This is a genomic window from Shewanella sp. SR1, assembly GCF_020447145.1.
Lineage (GTDB): Bacteria > Pseudomonadota > Gammaproteobacteria > Enterobacterales > Shewanellaceae > Shewanella > Shewanella baltica.
Window position 1 is genome coordinate 59,585 of the sequence record NZ_JAJAEF010000020.1, and the last position, 17,305, is coordinate 76,889.

At 44.3% G+C, this 17,305-nt stretch carries 11 protein-coding genes and 1 pseudogene; 5 read left to right on the top strand and 7 right to left on the bottom strand.

Annotated features, from left to right (window positions below):
* The first annotated feature begins 102 nt into the window (after positions 1–102).
* Positions 103–2,238, top strand: a complete 2,136-nt coding sequence (gene mnmC, locus KV201_RS17010; RefSeq protein WP_226059999.1) for an FAD-dependent 5-carboxymethylaminomethyl-2-thiouridine(34) oxidoreductase MnmC — start codon at positions 103–105, stop codon at positions 2,236–2,238.
* Between the two features lie 95 nt (positions 2,239–2,333).
* Here mnmC and KV201_RS17015 read toward each other — a convergent pair whose 3' ends face one another.
* The 6 genes from KV201_RS17015 to prmB form a co-directional block, all read right to left on the bottom strand.
* Positions 2,334–3,098, bottom strand: a complete 765-nt coding sequence (locus tag KV201_RS17015) for an RNA methyltransferase (protein WP_226060000.1) — start codon at positions 3,096–3,098, stop codon at positions 2,334–2,336.
* A complete protein-coding gene (locus KV201_RS17020; protein ID WP_006082230.1) occupies positions 3,088–3,372 on the bottom strand; it encodes a YfcL family protein in 285 nt (94 codons plus the stop codon). Before KV201_RS17020 ends, KV201_RS17015 begins: the two co-directional genes overlap by 11 nt.
* Before the next feature lie 5 nt (positions 3,373–3,377).
* Complete coding sequence (locus tag KV201_RS17025) at positions 3,378–4,556, bottom strand: ATP-NAD kinase family protein (protein ID WP_226060001.1); 1,179 nt, start codon at positions 4,554–4,556, stop codon at positions 3,378–3,380.
* Positions 4,557–4,655: 99 nt separating this feature from the next.
* Positions 4,656–5,831, bottom strand: coding sequence for an MFS transporter (locus KV201_RS17030; RefSeq protein WP_212601770.1), 1,176 nt, complete (start codon positions 5,829–5,831; stop codon positions 4,656–4,658).
* A 91-nt stretch (positions 5,832–5,922) separates the two neighbouring features.
* Entirely contained in the window at positions 5,923–7,017 is a 1,095-nt protein-coding gene (aroC, locus tag KV201_RS17035; protein ID WP_006082233.1) for a chorismate synthase, read from the bottom strand.
* A gap of 124 nt (positions 7,018–7,141) precedes the next feature.
* Entirely contained in the window at positions 7,142–8,086 is a 945-nt protein-coding gene (gene prmB, locus KV201_RS17040; protein ID WP_107404252.1) for a 50S ribosomal protein L3 N(5)-glutamine methyltransferase, read from the bottom strand.
* Positions 8,087–8,166: 80 nt separating this feature from the next.
* Between prmB and smrB the strand changes: the two genes are divergently transcribed.
* Positions 8,167–8,697: an endonuclease SmrB gene (smrB, locus tag KV201_RS17045; protein WP_006082235.1), complete on the top strand. Its 531-nt coding sequence runs from the start codon at positions 8,167–8,169 to the stop codon at positions 8,695–8,697.
* 113 nt (positions 8,698–8,810) lie between these two features.
* Here the strand turns inward: smrB and sixA are convergent, their stop codons facing one another.
* Positions 8,811–9,281: a phosphohistidine phosphatase SixA gene (gene sixA, locus KV201_RS17050; RefSeq protein WP_226060002.1), complete on the bottom strand. Its 471-nt coding sequence runs from the start codon at positions 9,279–9,281 to the stop codon at positions 8,811–8,813.
* A 169-nt stretch (positions 9,282–9,450) separates the two neighbouring features.
* Between sixA and KV201_RS17055 the strand changes: the two genes are divergently transcribed.
* From KV201_RS17055 to KV201_RS17070, 3 genes and pseudogenes are all read left to right on the top strand, one after another.
* Positions 9,451–12,240, top strand: coding sequence for an insulinase family protein (locus KV201_RS17055; protein ID WP_226060003.1), 2,790 nt, complete (start codon positions 9,451–9,453; stop codon positions 12,238–12,240).
* Between the two features lie 283 nt (positions 12,241–12,523).
* Positions 12,524–16,785 (top strand): annotated as a pseudogene (locus tag KV201_RS17065) (EAL domain-containing protein).
* Positions 16,786–16,894: 109 nt separating this feature from the next.
* A partial coding sequence (locus tag KV201_RS17070; protein WP_226060006.1) for a hypothetical protein occupies positions 16,895–17,305 on the top strand: 411 nt, incomplete at its 3' end.

Below are 17,305 nucleotides of genomic sequence, written 5' to 3' on the forward strand. Positions count from 1 at the left end.
TTTTCGCTGAGCCAATAGTATCTGTTTTGACTCAATTAAGTGGTCAGCTTTCCATAAAGGCGAGTAAAATAATGCCAATTATGAGACCGAGAGTAAATTTCTTTGACTGCAGAGCCCAATAAACCTTGCCAAATTAAGCGTGATTACCAGCAATTAATCAACCTTTATCCCGCAACAGCTCACACTGATGCACACTATCTCAGCAAGTTGAGCATTTATCAGCAGCGGGTATTTGAGGCTCATTCACAGCAAAAACTCTTAATATTAGGCCAAATTGGTTTAGGTAACGGGCTTGAACTCTTATCTTGGTGGCGCACTCATTCTAACCTTAACCAACGTTTACTCTTAAAAGTGTTCGAACCCAATCCGATTAATGCTTACGAACTTAAATTGCTTTGGGATCAATCACTCTTTCTTGTTACTGAGCCCACATTCGAACAACATCTTGAATCCAAGTTAGTGGCAAAGCGAGCGCAAAAGTTAGTACAGAAGTATCAACCAAACCTCTGCCAACTTGCTCAAACCTTACTTCATGCTGAGCCAGCGGCCATTATAGGTTGTCAGAGATTAATTTTTGATGACGGTCGTACCACTATCGACCTGCACTTTGGTGATATTCAAACCCAGCTCAGTTCACTCAACTATTCGCCAGAGCATCCTGTTCAGCACTGGCTGGTATTGCCCCATCTGCTACAGACGCTAAATCAGCAAAGCCACTGGCAGATGGCAAAACTCAGTGACGATAGCGCGACCATTGCCACGATTGGATTAAGCGAATTAAGCGAAACAACAGTCAACCGTTTCCAAGCCTGTGGCTTTACTGTGAGCGATATCAATGAACTTGGTACCAAAGCTCTGGGTATCCATCAGCCAGTCACATTGATTAATCACCAGCCTGACGCCGTACTGCTTCACGAGCGCCAAGTCCTACGTCAGCAAGACGTTAAAGCCTATGCTTTTAATCCTATGGCTGCAATCTTATCCTCGGCGGCGCAAAGCTCGATTGCCATTATAGGCGGCGGCTTAGCCTCGGCGCATTTGGCGCTGTCTTTGGCTGAGCGCGGCCAAGGTGCACAGGTATTTTGTAAAGATGCCAAGCTAGGCCAAGGCGCATCGGGCAATCGCCAAGGAGCCATTTATCCGCTGCTGACCCCAGAAAATGACGAATTAAGCCGCTTTTTCCAACAAGCATTTTTATTTAGCCGACGTCGAGTGCAGGCGCTGACATCCGCCCCCGCTGACAATCAGACGCCGATTTCCCATGATTTTTGCGGCGTATTGCAAACCGCCCACGATGAACGCAGCCAATTACGACTCGATAAAATCATTCAAGGCCAACCTTGGCCAAGTGAAATCGCCTACGCCGTCGATGCTGAGCAAGCCAATGCAATTGCCAAAATCAATCTCGATAAGCCAGGCTTTTTTTATCCCTTAGGTGGCTGGGTTTGCCCATTTGAATATGCAGAAGCTGCGATACAAAAAGCGATGCAACTGGCCGATGTTAGCGTCTCGCTCAATACCGACATCCTTGCCATTGAACGCCAAAGCGATGGCTGGGTTTTGTTAACTGAAAAGGAACGTTTCGGGCCCTTCGCGCAACTTGTACTCGCCAATGGCGCAGAATTGACACAATTTGATGCCAGCAACAAATTACAAATTAGCCCCTTTCGCGGCCAAGTCAGCCATGTGCCCGCTCAATTTCAATTGAGTCAGCTCGCAACTGTGCTGTGCGCAAACGGTTATTTAACGCCAAGTCACCAAGGACTCCACTGCCTTGGCGCGAGTTACGTTAAAGAACCCGAGCATTTAGACTTTTGCCCGCAGGAACAACAAGAAAACCTCATGAAAATGCATGAGAGTTACCCGAACCAAAGCTGGCTTGAAGATATCAACATGAATGGCAACAATGCCCGCGTCGGAGTGCGTATGGTGACACGGGATCATTTCCCTATGATGGGCTGCGCGCCCGATGTGGCGAAAATTCTTGAGGATTATGAGCAACATCAACTGACTAAAGAAAGTCGCCACTACTGGCAAACCACGCCAGCGCCGGTGCATCAAGGACTGTATATTCTTGGTGGGTTAGGCTCACGGGGACTCAGTTCTGGGCCACTGGCCGCCGAATGTCTCGCGGCGCAGCTTTGCGGCGAACCAATACCGCTCGATAAAGAAACCCTGTGTAAACTCAACCCCAATCGCATGTGGCTGCGAAAATTGCTCAAGGGTAAAGCGCTCTAGGTAATCAATCGCTAGAAAAATAACGTTTTTGAGCGCTATAAAAAAGGGACTAAGTCTCTGCTTAATCCCTTTTTTAAATGTTTTCTGTAAACCACTTAAGCGGCTGTAATGACTATCGTGTTATCACTGCTGCTAGGTTCAAGGCTGCTAGACTCAAGACTGCTAGCTCCAACATGTCGAGGTTTTCGCGGCGCTCTGGGCACTTTTACCCGAGTACGATTGTTGTTATCGCGACTCTGGCGGATCAGCTCATCACCGCTTATGTTCGATGCTAGGCTTGCAGCCTCACGGTGAGATTTCGCCAATCTGTCGTATAACAACACATTGACCGACGCAGCAAGATTCATACAACCGACCGTAGGCACATACACTACCGCATCGGCTTTATCGATAATCTCTTGGCCAATGGTGCCATCTTCAGGACCAAACACATAAAAGGCTTTCGCGGGATGGACAAAATCCGGCAGCGGCGTCGCGCCAACTACCAAATCCACGCAGATGAGCTTAGTGTCCGCCGGAATAGAGGCGAGTAATGAAGTGACGCCCGTGAGTGGAATGCGCTCTCCAGCATCCTTAGTATCGACATGGTATTGCACAGCACCCGAGCGCGCGGCTAACTCGTAGCGCCTGCCGGTATAAAATACCCCATCGACACCATAACAACCCGATGCGCGCATAATGCCGCCGACGTTAACGGGCGTTTTAGGATTAACTAAGCCGATAAATACTGCGCTGTCATCGAGCGTTTGCTCACTGGCTAATTCAGCACTCGTCATTTCTGCACTAGTTACTTCGGTACTAGTCACTGCAGTATTAGTCACTTGCTCGTTGTCAGTCATAGGCATAACGCTAGGCAACATCAAATTCGCCTACAATCCTTGCATGCAGCTGTGCCCATGCCTGTTCAACCAAGGCATAATCGGCATCATTTAATTCTTGGCGCGCGAGTGCTAAGCAGTCGGTCATTTTCAACATAAGGGCATCGAGGTCGGTTGCACCCTGCGCTTCAAGTTGTGATAACACAACGGCGACATGGCCCTGTAAATAGCCACAGGCAAACAAAGCATCGTCATCACCATGGCTGACTACACTGGCGATCCACTGTTCTAATGCGTCTTCGTAATGCTCTAACATTGGGTCTAACTCTCCATTAATACTGGATTGGCCGACACATCTGCAGCGACCAATAAATCTGGATTGGCCACCTGATACATGACGTAATCATGGTAGCCCGTCGTCACTTTGTAATAGCCGCCAAGCTCGCTATCTAATTTAGGGTCGCCACTATCCACAATTAGTGGTCGTCCATCAAGTGCTTTTAGCTTAGTTTTTGTGGCGAGGATAATAATATTGTCTTTTCCGATGCGCCGAATGAGCTCAGGCGACAACTGTTGATTGCCGCGCCCTAAGATATGGCCTTGGCCGCCAATTAAAGTAATCACCAACTTAGTCGGCTTATCTTGGGTCAGTTCAAGTAATTCATTCGCGGTTAAGTCACTGCCAACAAGGTTTTTATCTTGAATGAGATCAACACCGAGCAGGGTATTGTCCAGAGCTAACTCTTCCATCACAAAGGCAACCGTACTGCCAGAGCCCATGATATACAGCTCATCTTCCATTTGATTGATCACATCGGCGGCGATATCGGCCAGCACGAGTTCATCGACTTCCTTGCCGCCCATCTTCACCGCTTGCACATAACGCGGCTCGGCGGGCACTAAAAGCTCGCCAAATCGTTTTGCACGCACTGTGCCTTGGCGAAAGGCAACTTCGTCGATATCCATCACATCGGCGGACATCAAACTAACGAGTTCGCCATCGAGCAACATTTTGACCACCATGCCAGAGGCATGGGGCGTAATACCGTAAACGCCGGAATGAATTTTCACGCCAGCGGGCACGCCAAGTACGGGTAATTTGTCATCGATAGTGGCTTGTTCAAACACGGAATAAACGTCGCGGGCCGTGCCGTCACCACCGGCAAAGAGCAGTAAATCCAGTGGTTCATCCAGCAGCGCACGCACAACGGCCTGCGAATCCAGTGCCTGAGTTTTATCTGGGGTTTGATACACCACTCGCGTGGTAAAACCCAGTGACTTAGCCGCATCTTCACCCATGATGCCCGAAGCGGTAATAACCTCGATGTCATCAGCATAATCACGGATAACCTCAAGTGCCTGCATCATACGCAAAGCGGCTTTCGGTTCGGCGCCTAATGCAAGCGCCTCTTCGGCAACGCCATCGCTACCCTTAAGGCCAACACTGCCACCTAAGCCAGCCAATGGATTGATCACTAATCCTAAACGAAACCGAATCACCTTTTACCTCACTTAACGCAATCTTGGTATTTTTATCTTTATATTTTAGTATCTTAATAGATGCTTTAAATCGTGATTGATATTGCTAGATTGACATTGCTAGGCCGCATGGGCGGCAACGCTAGGTTTATCCCTAGGAATAAAGAATACCGCCAGCATAGCGGCAAAGGCGCATCCGGCTGCAAATACCCAAGACCAAACCGCCCCGCTACCATCGCCCCAAATATAGCCGCAAATCCAAGTGCCGAGCGCGCCGCCCACTCCAAAACTTAAGCTGGCGTATAGGGCTTGACCTTGGCTTCGGTGACTCGCATCGAAATGCCTGTGCACAAATTGAATCGATGCCGCGTGTGTTAAACCAAAGGTAAAGGCATGCAATAACTGACTAAAACCAAGCCACAATACGCTGTCCACTCCGAAGGCAACCAACAGCCAACGCAAGCAAGTCATACCGATACTGACTATCAATAGAGTGTTAACGCCATAGCGACCCAGTAAACGCGGCGCGAACATAAACATTACGATTTCGGCCATGGCGCCAAGGGCGACAAATATCCCCGCTGAAGATTCTGAGTAACCCGCTTGTTTTAAATATAAGACGAAGAAGCCGTAGAAAGGCCCTGCGCTCATTTGCAGCAACATCGCCGAGAGTAAGAACCAAATAATTGCCCGATTCCATTGTAATGGCGGCCGCACTTGACTGGTGTCACGCACTAAGCGATTTGCTGGTAATGGCAACGCACTGGCTAACATACCAATAAATAATGAGAAACCAATATAAGGCAGCACTTCAGTGCCCCACTGACCAATCGCAAAGCCCGCACCGACAACCAGACAGATATACCCGACACTGCCCCAACTGCGAATTTGACCGTAGCGGCTGGCATTCTCGCCTAAGGTTTCTAAGGTGATCACTTCAAGCTGGGCAAGGATCGCATTCCAAAAGAAAGTATAGAGGGCCAGACTCAGCGCCATATACACAAAACCGCCATGGTAGAAGAAACTCAAATACGCCAGTGCGGCGGCTCCCGCGCCCATTTTTATCAGCTCGGCACGCATCCCCGTTCGGTCAGCCACTTTGGCCCACACATTCGGGGCAACGATACGCGTCGCCATCAGGATGGCGAGTAAAAAGCCAATTTCTTGAGGATTAAAACCGCGATTTTCGAAGAAGACCCCAAGATAAGGGACCATAGTACCAAGAATAGAAAAGAAGAAAAAATAGCAGGCACAAAGCCAGCGTAATTGCCGGCTTGTGCTGGAAGAAGTTGACATTAACGCATTCCCTTTATCTCATGCCACTTGTTGTATCGTTATCGCATACCATCTATCACATGCGCCTATCTCATACCCCTATTTCATGCGCCTATCGCATACCAAGCACGGGCGTGTGACTGCGTACATCCTGATTTTGCGCTCTGTGTCTTAACAAATGATCCATCAACACAATAGCAAGCATAGCTTCGGCAATCGGTACAGCGCGGATCCCAACACAGGGATCGTGACGACCTTTAGTGACGACTTCGGCCATTTCACCCTGCGCCGTCATACTTTGGCCCGGCACACTAATGCTTGATGTGGGTTTTAAGGCAATATGGGCAATGATCGGCTGGCCCGATGAAATTCCACCGAGCACACCACCCGCATGGTTGGATTCAAAGCCCTGAGGTGACATTAAGTCACGACCTTCGGAGCCCTTTTGAGTCACTACGCCAAAACCATCACCAATCTCAACACCTTTAACGGCATTGATGCCCATTAGCGCGTGGGCAATATCGGCATCGAGTCTATCAAATACTGGCTCACCTAAACCTACTGGCACGCCTGTCGCGATAACCGAGATTTTCGCGCCAATGGAGTCACCGGATTTTTTCAGCTCACGCATGTATTCATCAAGCGCTTCAAGCTTGCTGGCATCGGGGAAGAAAAAGGCATTTTGCTCAATTTGGTCAAGATCAATAGTCTGCGCACAAATAGGACCCAGCTGTGACATAAACCCATAGATCTCGATACCGTGAACTTGCTTCAAATACTTTTTAGCCACCGCACCCGCCGCAACGCGCATCGCGGTTTCACGGGCAGACGAGCGGCCACCACCACGGTAGTCACGCATACCGTACTTTTGCTGGTAGGTATAATCGGCGTGTCCAGGGCGGAATAAATCTTTGATATTTGAGTAATCTTGACTGCGTTGATCGGTATTTTCGATCAAGAGTCCAATTGAGGTACCCGTGGTTTTACCTTCGAAAACGCCGGATAAAATCCGCACTTCGTCTGGCTCACGGCGGGCCGTAGTATATCGGGATGTCCCTGGGCGACGGCGGTCAAGATCATGCTGCATATCGGCTTCGGTTAATTCAAGCCCTGGTGGGCAACCATCAATAATGCAACCCAGTGCAACACCGTGACTCTCACCAAACGTCGTCACTACAAAATTTTGACCAATACTGTTTCCAGACATCCGCTTTGTACACCTTAGGTTATTTGTTCATCGCTCCGTGTCCAGCGACCACTGGACAATTTATTTTCCCGCTGCAAGCCTAACTGGCAGCGGGAAAAGTCTCAACCTAATTTGCTATCTTAGGTTATTCTGCGTCGCGATAAATGCCGAACACTGACTGATTTTCGACCAGTTGATCGCGGGTCAATACAAATACGCCATCGCCGCCATTTTCAAAGTTAATCCAAGTGAATGGCACTTCTGGGAATTGCTCAATCAAATGCACCATAGAATTACCGACTTCAACTACGAGTAACCCCGTTGACGTGAGGTATTGTGCGGCATTGGCCAGTATGCGTTTGGTTAAATCTAACCCGTCGCGACCTGAGGCTAAACCGATAGCTGGCTCATGGTGATATTCATCTGGCATGTCGCCAATGTCTTCAGCATCCACATAAGGTGGGTTTGAGACAATCAAATCATACTGAGGACCTTCAGGGATTGCCGAGAACAAATCCGATTGCATCGGGAATACTCGGTCCATCACGCCTAAGGTTTCGATATTGATTTGCGCCACATCTAAGGCATCTTCACTGATATCAAGCGCGTCAACTTCGGCATCTTCAAATTCGTAGGCACAGGCAATTGCGATACAAGCGCTGCCAGTACATAAATCTAAAATACGCGTTACTGGTTTGCCATATAACCAAGGGCTAAAACGATTGGCGATCATTTCGGCAATCGGTGAACGTGGCACTAACACACGCTCATCGACGTAAAATTCAAGTCCGGCAAAACGCGCTTTGTTGGTCAGGTAAGGCACAGGTAGGCGCTCTCTGACACGGCGAATAATCAACTCGACAATTTTATGCTTTTCACTGCTGGTCAAGTTGCTTAAAATCACTTGCTGGCCGATTTCTTCGGGTAAGTGTAAAGCATGGAAAACTAAGGCGATGGCTTCATCCCACGCGTTATCAGTACCATGACCATAATACACATTGGCGTCGTTAAAACGGCTCACGGCCCAACGTAACATATCGCCAATAGTGCGTAATTCTGTCACAGCTTCATCTACAAAGATCTTATCCAAAACGTGCTCCCGCTAGTTTGTTCGCGAACATTGTAACTGAACTCTATTCAGAAACCATAGGATTCAATAGAATACCCGCCATGAATAAAGACGACGACAAAGAAGGCTTGGCGATGTTCTCAGCGCTTATCGATGGTATTAAACCCATCACGCAAAATAAGCGACACTTTCGCACGCCCTTAAAAACCAAACAGGAAATAGAACTGAAAGAGCAGCAACTGCATGCTAACAGTTATTTCTCAGATACTTATCAGCCACTACTGCCAGTACAAGGGCCGATGCGTTGGTTGGAGGAAGGTGTTGATAGCCTAGAACTCAAACGCCTGCGACGTGGAGATTACCAGCCAGATTTGCTGCTGGATTTGCACGGCTATCGCCAATCGGAAGCCAAACTTGAGCTAGCGGCACTGATCCAAGCCTGCGTTAAACAGCAAAGCCTGTGTTGCTGCATTATGCATGGTTACGGCAGTGGTATATTGAAACAACAAGTTCCCATGTGGTTAGTGCAGCATCCTATGGTGAAGGCTTTCCATCAGGCCCCTAAAGAATGGGGCGGCGATGCGGCGTTATTGGTGCTGATTGATATTGGTGAGCAGCCGCATAGACGTTAACTTGCTATCGACTTCAGAGATTAACGTTTCCGATTTGGCGATTTAGTGATTTAGTGATTTAGTGATTTTGCGAGTTTCCTACGTTTCGTTTGTAAAAGGGATATAAATCAAGACTAGCTAATGCTGTGGGGCGCGTGCTGCCACACGATTGAAGCTTGCTCGGCATGTTTATCAATGAGCGTAATGCCCGAAGTGGCAAATAACGGCGGCTCAACGCCAGCAATTAACTCACTGACTAAATAGCCCAATAACGGCATGTGAGCAATCACTAGCACTTTATCCGCCTTGTATAACTCAGCGTAGGCTACAACTAACGCGGCTACATTGGCGGGATCGCCAGAAGGAACAAGATCATCAGCGACTAACCACTTACGCGGCTCAGGAAAATGCTGACTCAGCTCCTGCCAAGTTTGCTGTGCACGTAAGTAAGGACTCACCAAAACAAGATCGAAATCAGTCACACTGCGAGCCAACCAGTTGCTCATCAACACAGTATGGTGCCTTCCAACATCGGTCAGTGTTCTGTCTCTATCAGACTGAGCATTAAATCCGGCGTCACCATGTCTCATCAAAAATAGCTGCATACTTCTCTCGCGACTCAAACTTGTTTTTGTTTTATCCCAATTGTAGCCCTAAAATCCATTTCAACAAACCTTGTAAGACTTAATCTTTAGTCGATAAACACAAGAGATATTTGCTAAAAACCATTAAGACTATCAATATATAACAAGCTATCGTTATCGGAGTGTCTCTTTGCAAGCCTCTCAGTCCATTTATAAAAGTCCAAACGATCACCGTCAGTATCGTTATCTTGTGTTAGATAACGCGCTTAGGGTGTTATTGGTTGAAGATCAAGATGCCAGCCAAGCGGCCGCATCTATGGCTGTAGGCGTGGGTCATTTTGATGATCCCGCAGATAGACCCGGCATGGCGCACTTTTTAGAGCATATGCTCTTTCTTGGTACCGAAAAATTTCCCGACTCAGGCGAGTACCACGCCTTTATCAACCAACATGGCGGCAGCAATAACGCTTGGACGGGCACAGAGCACACCAACTTCTTTTTCACCATCAATGAAGACGTGTTTGCCGACTCCTTAGACAGATTCAGCCAATTTTTTATTGCACCTAAATTTGACTTAGAACTGGTCGACAGAGAACGCCAAGCTATTGAATCTGAATTTAGTTTAAAACTGAAAGACGATATTCGCCGTACCTATCAAGTGCTCAAAGAGACAGTTAATCCACTGCATCCTTTCTCAAAATTTTCAGTCGGTAACTTAGTCACCTTAGGCGGAGAGCAAGCACAGGTACGTAGCGAATTACTCGATTTCTATCAAAGCCACTACAGCGCCAACTTAATGACCCTATGCTTAGTCGCGCCGCTTTCCCTCGACGAATTAGAAGATTTAGCCTGCCATTATTTTAGCGGGATCCAAAACTTGAACTTAGTGAAAAACTATCCTCAAGTGCCGCTGTTTTCAGAAAATGAGCTGTTAACCCAAATTGATATCGTGCCGCTTAAGGAGCAAAAACGCTTAAGCATCAGCTTTAATTTTCCTGGTATTGACCACTACTACAAACGTAAGCCTTTGACTTATATCAGCCATATTTTAGGCAATGAGAGCCATGGCAGCCTTTTGTCCTATCTTAAAGAGCAGGGACTGGTGAATAACTTGTCCGCGGGCGGCGGCGTAAATGGTTATAACTTCAAAGATTACAGTATCGGTTTACAGTTAACCGATAAGGGACTGGCGAATCTTGATGAGATTATCGGCTGCTGTTTTGAGTATATTGAGCTCATCAAAACCCAAGGTTTAGATGAATGGCGTTATTTAGAGCGCGCAAACCTGCTCAAAATGGCATTTCGCTACCAAGAGCAAGTTAAATCACTCGATTTAGCCAGTCATCTCAGCATCAATATGCATCATTATGAAGTCGAAGATTTGGTCTTTGGTGACTATCGAATGGATGGGCTGGATATTCCAGAAACCATAGCCCTACTCGAGCTAATGACGCCCCACAATATGCGGCTGCAGCTTATCGCGCAATCGGTTAAAACGGATCGTAAAGCCAACTGGTATCACACGCCCTATAAAGTGCGCCCTATTGCGCCTCAATCACTTGCTCGTTGGCAAGTGAGCAGTATTCGCCCTGAATTACAATTACCTGCTGCAAACCCATTTATCGTCGCCGACTCCATTCCTCGACCAGATAAGAGCGATGTCGAGGTACCAGTGATCGTTGCAGAATCGACGGGATACCGTATTTGGCACAAGAAAGACGATGAGTTTAATGTGCCCAAAGGCCACATGTATTTGTCGCTGGACTCAGAGCAGGCGAGTAAAACACCAAAACATGCCGCCCTCACCCGCCTGTATGTTGAAATGCTGCTCGATTATCTGACTGAACCAACCTATCAGGCCGAAGTTGCGGGCTTAAGCTACAATATTTATCCGCATCAAGGTGGTATAACCCTGCATTTATCGGGCTTTACCGGTAATCAAGAAACCCTTTTGGCCTTGTTAATCCACAAAGCCAGAGAGCGTAATTTTACTGAAGAACGTTTTGCCCTAATTAAATCTCAACTACTGCGCAGTTGGCAGAATCTAGCGCAGGCTAAACCTATTTCACAATTGTTTACTAGCCTCACTGTCACGCTACAAAAAAGCAGTTATGAGCCTGCCCGCATGGCTCAAATGCTCGAAGACATAAGCCTTGAAGATTTGCATAACCATGTACGCGCCTTTTACGAGAAGATCTATCTTGAAGGATTAGTTTATGGGGATTGGTTAGTCTCTGAAGCGCAAGCTCTCGGTAAACGCTTAGAGCACATTTTATCCTTGGTTTCGACGCCAAGCGCCGAGTCCACCAGAGAGTTAGTGAATTTAACGGGCCAAGGCACCTTACTTAGAGAACTTGCGATAGATCATCAAGATAGCGCGATCATTGTGTATTACCAATCCGCAGTAGCAACGCCAGAAAAAATGGCACTGTTTAGCTTACTAAATCACACTATGTCGTCCACCTTCTTCCATGAACTGCGCACCGAGAAACAGTTGGGCTACATTGTAGGCACAGGTTATCTGCCGCTCAATCGCCATCCAGGACTCATTTTTTATATCCAGTCACCTACGACTGGACCACTGCATTTATTAGAGGCGATAGACGAGTTTATTGCCGACTTTAATTATGCCGTGATGCAAATCACCAACGAAGAATGGGAAAGCACTAAGGTCGGTCTTATTAGTCAGATCATGGAGCACGATGCGAACCTCAAAACTCGCAGCCAACGATATTGGGTCAGTGTCGGCAACAGAGATTATCAATTTAACCAAAGAGAACTGGTCGTAGACGAAATCACTAAGCTCACCCGCACTGATTTACTCAAATTCATGATGCGTAAAATGCGCACCAAACACAGTGACCGCTTAGTCTTATTTAGCACGGGTGAACAGCACAGAACCCAAGCGGCGTTGCAGTCAGAAAAAATGATCACAGATCTCAAAACGTTTAAGCAAACGGCAGAGAAGTTTAATTTCTAAACAAAAACACTTTTACACACACATTTGTTCACAAAGTTGGACAAACAAACAAAACCGCTACAAATTGCCCCAACTATAGTTGTATCTATCACGGTTGGGCGTAATACTAATGTAAAACATGGCTAGTCCATGTTCTACCCCTTCTACTGCGGACGATTTTGCTGCATCTACATGCTGTTAAAAGGATTTTTAGCCGCCTCCGCTTTGACAAAGCCCTCACTTTCTGGAAAAGTGATGTAACACAATTGTTTCATGGCATCCTCGGATAATAAGAACAAACACTATGCCTAAAGCACTCTTTAAAATCGTCTTGCTCGCTTTCTTTGGCTTGCATGCATTCGAAGACGTAAACGCATCTCCCTTTTCTGATAAATCTCCAATTATTCTCCAATCACAATCTTTTGGTGTCCCACAAGGACTTTCCCAAAGCACAGTTACGTCTATAGTCCAGGACCATGATGGCTATCTATGGATTGGAACATTTAATGGACTTAATCGATTTGATGGGAAAAACTTTAAGCATTTTTATGCTAATGATACCAGAACAGGCCTTCCCAGTTCTTTTATCAGAAGTTTACTCATTGATGAACAAGGCGTGTTATATGTTGGAACCGATAGTGGTCTAGTCGTATATGATAAACTGCAAGAATCATTTTCTCATTATGGCCTATCGGTAAATGACTCCCCAGTCTGGAGCCTCAACTCAAGTGATAAGAGTTTAATTGTTGGAACCAACAAAGCAATTATTGATATAAGTAACAAAGAGCAAACTTATGAACTTTCAAAGAAAGGCCTAAGTGAAATTAAAAAAACGATAAAAGTAGGCGACGATTATTATATAAGAGACTATGCAGGTACATTATTTAAACTAAGCGGGAGTGAGTTAAAAGAGATAGCTCGAAAAACAATGGATTTCGAGCAAAAGAATGACACGACAATGCTAATATCATTCAGTGATGGATTATATGAATACGAAGGCAATGAAATAGTAAAAATAGATCCACGAGCATTCTCTCAACTCACAAAATATAAAAATACGATTTATGGCTTCACTAACGAAAACATTGTTAACATTTCTAAAAATGCCATTGTAGGACTTCTATCTTCAGATCGCACTGATAAAATATCTTCATTTCTTGCAACAGAAGATATGTTTATATTGGGCAGCATTGATCAAGGCGTTATTATTATAAGAAACGTTAATAACCTAGTACAGCAAACTAATTTAGTAAAAGATAACGCCTGGCATCTTACAAAGAACTCTCAGGGATTTCTCGTCTCATCCGAATCCGAAAAAATAGATCTTTTTGACAACAACTTTAGTTTAATAGAAAGTTTCGACACACAAAGTAAAGGATATAAATATGCAATATTGAATGATGACGGGCTCTATTTCAGGACTAATAATGGATTGTTTTTGAAGACAATAGATACTGTAAAATTGATTAGTAAAAAATCAATCTCGTCCTTATCTAGCAATGAAGATAACTCGTTAATTGCTGCAGGAACATCTGATGGAAAAGTATTGATTATCAGTAAAGGAGAAATAATCAGTAGTGTTGACACTAAAAAAAACGAGCCAATTTTTGATATTGAATTAGAGTCGACAGATATTATTTATGTTGCAGGTCAGGGGGGGGCCTTAAAGAATATAAAAATGGGTTATTAAAAAACTTAAGTGAAGAAATAACATACAGCATAGTAAAAAGCGATAATGGAATTTATTTTGGAACATCTACATCGTTAATGTTCTACAATACAAAAAACAATAGTACTTCTGAAGTATTTTCTAATAAAAAAGAAATTTACTCCATCGTTGACAGTAATGATTTTTTAACTGCGGCATCACTGAGTGAAGTTATTATATATGAAAAGAAAAACAAGAAGTCATACACCTTAAAAACATCAAATGGAAGTCAGTATGAATATAACTCGCCGAGTGGAATAGAGGTTAATGGTTATATTTTACTTGCTGGTATAAATGGAGTTAGCTTAGTATCTCCAATTAATGCAGTGAACTATATTAATAACAGCAAGATAAACAGAACTGAAATATCAGAATTTTTAGTCTTTAATATAATGCAAGAAAAAGAAAGCAACTTCTTTGACAAAGAAAATCAAAATAAAAATGAAATAACCTTAAAATATTCAGATTATCCATTTTCATTTAATTTTATATCACCTATGTCAGACGACTCCTCTACCAACTACCACTACAGAATGTATGGCCTTTCCGATACATGGATATCAGCAAATGGAACAAACTCTGCTACATATACAAACCTATCGCCAGGTAAATATAATTTTCAAGTATATGCCGTTAACTCCCTTTCTGGTGAAAAAGCAGCAACAAAAGAGCTTACTGTCATAATAACACCTCCTTGGTGGTCATCATTTCAAGCAAAATCGATATATGTAGTAATTACAATATTCATTTCATTTGTGATAGTAAAAGCCATTTTACGTCGTAGGGAGACGCAAAGACAAATTGTCCTCAGTGAAGAAAGATTAAAACTTTCCTTATGGGGAAGTGGTGATGAAATGTGGGACTGGGATATAGAAACTGGCAACATTTTCCGCTCAAATATCTGGGGAGCACTTGAATTTCCGCGTGATGGACATCGCTCGGGTAAATCGGATGAAGAGAGTAATATACATCCAATGGATCAAGAACGTGTTCGAGAAGCGCTCAATAAGCATTTTTATGGTGAAACAGATCATTTTGAAGCCGCATACCGAGTTAAAGGTAAAGACGAAAATTGGGTATGGATCTTAGACCGCGCCAAAATTGTAGAGCGGGATGACAAAGATAATGCCCTGCGTATGACAGGTACGATTAAAAATATTAGTCAATTTAAACAAAAAGAAGAGCAACTAAAACTCTTTGAAAAAGCCATTGAAAATATTTCTGAAGGCATGTTTATCCTAGACAGTGAATACCGTTTTGTCGAAGTTAATGAAGCTTGCTGTAAGATTTCATTACGTAACAGAACTGATTTTATTGGCAACGTACTCACATTTGATTTATATCCTGAAACCTTCTCCACCCAAATCAGGACCATGTTGAAGCAACAAGGTCGCTGGGCAAATGAAGTCGAAGCCGCAAGAGGAGATAAAAGTCACTTCCACATGGAGCTCACTATAGATGCTATCTATGATGAGTTAGGCGAATTGTCACACTATGTCGGGGTTTTTTCGGATATTTCGAGACGGAAACAGCAAGAAGAAGAGCTTAGAAAACTAACCAATAATGATCTCTTAACCGGACTCCCAAATCGCTCCAACTTACAAGTGACCTTAAGTAATCTAGTGAATCGAGAAATAGCCCATGCGTTAATGGTACTTGATCTTGATAATTTTAAACGTATAAATGATTCATTGGGTCACCAGATTGGAGATACATTATTAAAGCTCGTTGCTGCTCGCATTAAGTCATTACTTCCCAAAAACACCAGTATTTACCGTCTAGGCGGAGATGAATTCGCCATTGTATTAGATAAAGGCTCAGATATAAGCGCCAGCGCTGCGATTGCTAACCGTATTATCGAAGGGTTAAAACCCGCTTTTGAAGTGAGTAATGAACAACTAGTCCTAGGATTAAGTATTGGTATAGTGCTATACCCAGAAGATGAGCAAAGTGAGCAAGCATTACTGAGGAAAGCTGACATTGCTATGTACCATGCAAAGTCAGCAGGAGGTAATTGCTATCAGTTTTATTCAGAGTCATTAAATCAACATGCGATTAGGCAGTTAGAAATAGAGAATCTCATACGTGAAGGCTTAAAAGATGATCTATTTGAAGTTTATTATCAGCCTAAGGTTGATCTTAAGCGCGGTAAAATTGCAGGCATGGAGGCTTTAGTCAGATTAAATCATCCAGTACATGGCTTGATACCCCCAAATGATTTTATTCCACTTGCTGAAGAAAACGGTTTAATTGTTGAAATTGGTGAAATCGTCTTACGCAAAGCCTGTTTCGCAGCGCAGAAATGGCGTGAACAAGGAATATTCAGCGGCAGAGTCGCCGTCAATTTATCGTCACGTCAATTTGCACTCCCCGATATCCAACAACGAATAGAGTCAATTTTAAGACTCACCAAACTCCCCGCTTGTCACCTTGAATTAGAAATAACTGAAGGTACTGTCATTAAGCAGCCGGAAACGGCGATTATTGTCATGCAGCAACTGGCTAAAATGGGCGTTAGTTTGGCACTCGATGATTTCGGCACTGGGTACTCGTCCCTTTCATACTTAAAACGTTTCCCGATTCATACTTTAAAAATTGATAAAGCTTTTGTTGACGATATTGATAAGTCTGATCGCGATCTCAAAATGGTCGATTCTATTATCACTATCGCCCATAACATGGGGCTTTCTGTTGTGGGAGAAGGGGTAGAACAAGCAGCACAATTGAATATTTTACGAGCACTCAACTGTGAAGAAATTCAAGGCTATATTTTTAGTAAGGCCATAAAAGAGACCGAATTTACCCTGTTACTCCAAGAAGACATGATAAAGCCAAACACAAAAAGCAACATTACATAATCATTTAACTCTCAATTTGATTGCGATTTACAACATTGGCACAACAAGTGCAATAGCACTATCAGTGTCAATAATAAATCAATATCAACTACCCTGAGAGAGAATTAGAATGATTAAAGGAATCCTAGTAACAGTTACTTTATTATCTTCAATTGGTTTTGTAGCAAATTCTGCAGCACTTGAAGCGACTACCAATTCTGGACAAACTTCGCTTGAAACTACAGGGCATCCTGCGGTCAAATTCAAATCACTCGAAGTTGCTGGTCAACCTGCAGTGAAATTCAAATCACTTGAAGTTGCTGGTCATCCTGCAGTGAAATTCAAATCACTTGAAGTTGCTGGTCATCCTGCAGTGAAGTTCAAATCACTAGAAGTTGCTGGTCATCCTGCAGTGAAGTTCAAACCATTCGAAGTTGCTGGTCATCCTGCAGTGAAATTCAAATCACTTGAAGTTGCTGGTCATCCTGCAGTGAAGTTCAAATCACTAGAAGTTGCTGGTCATCCTGCAGTGAAGTTCAAA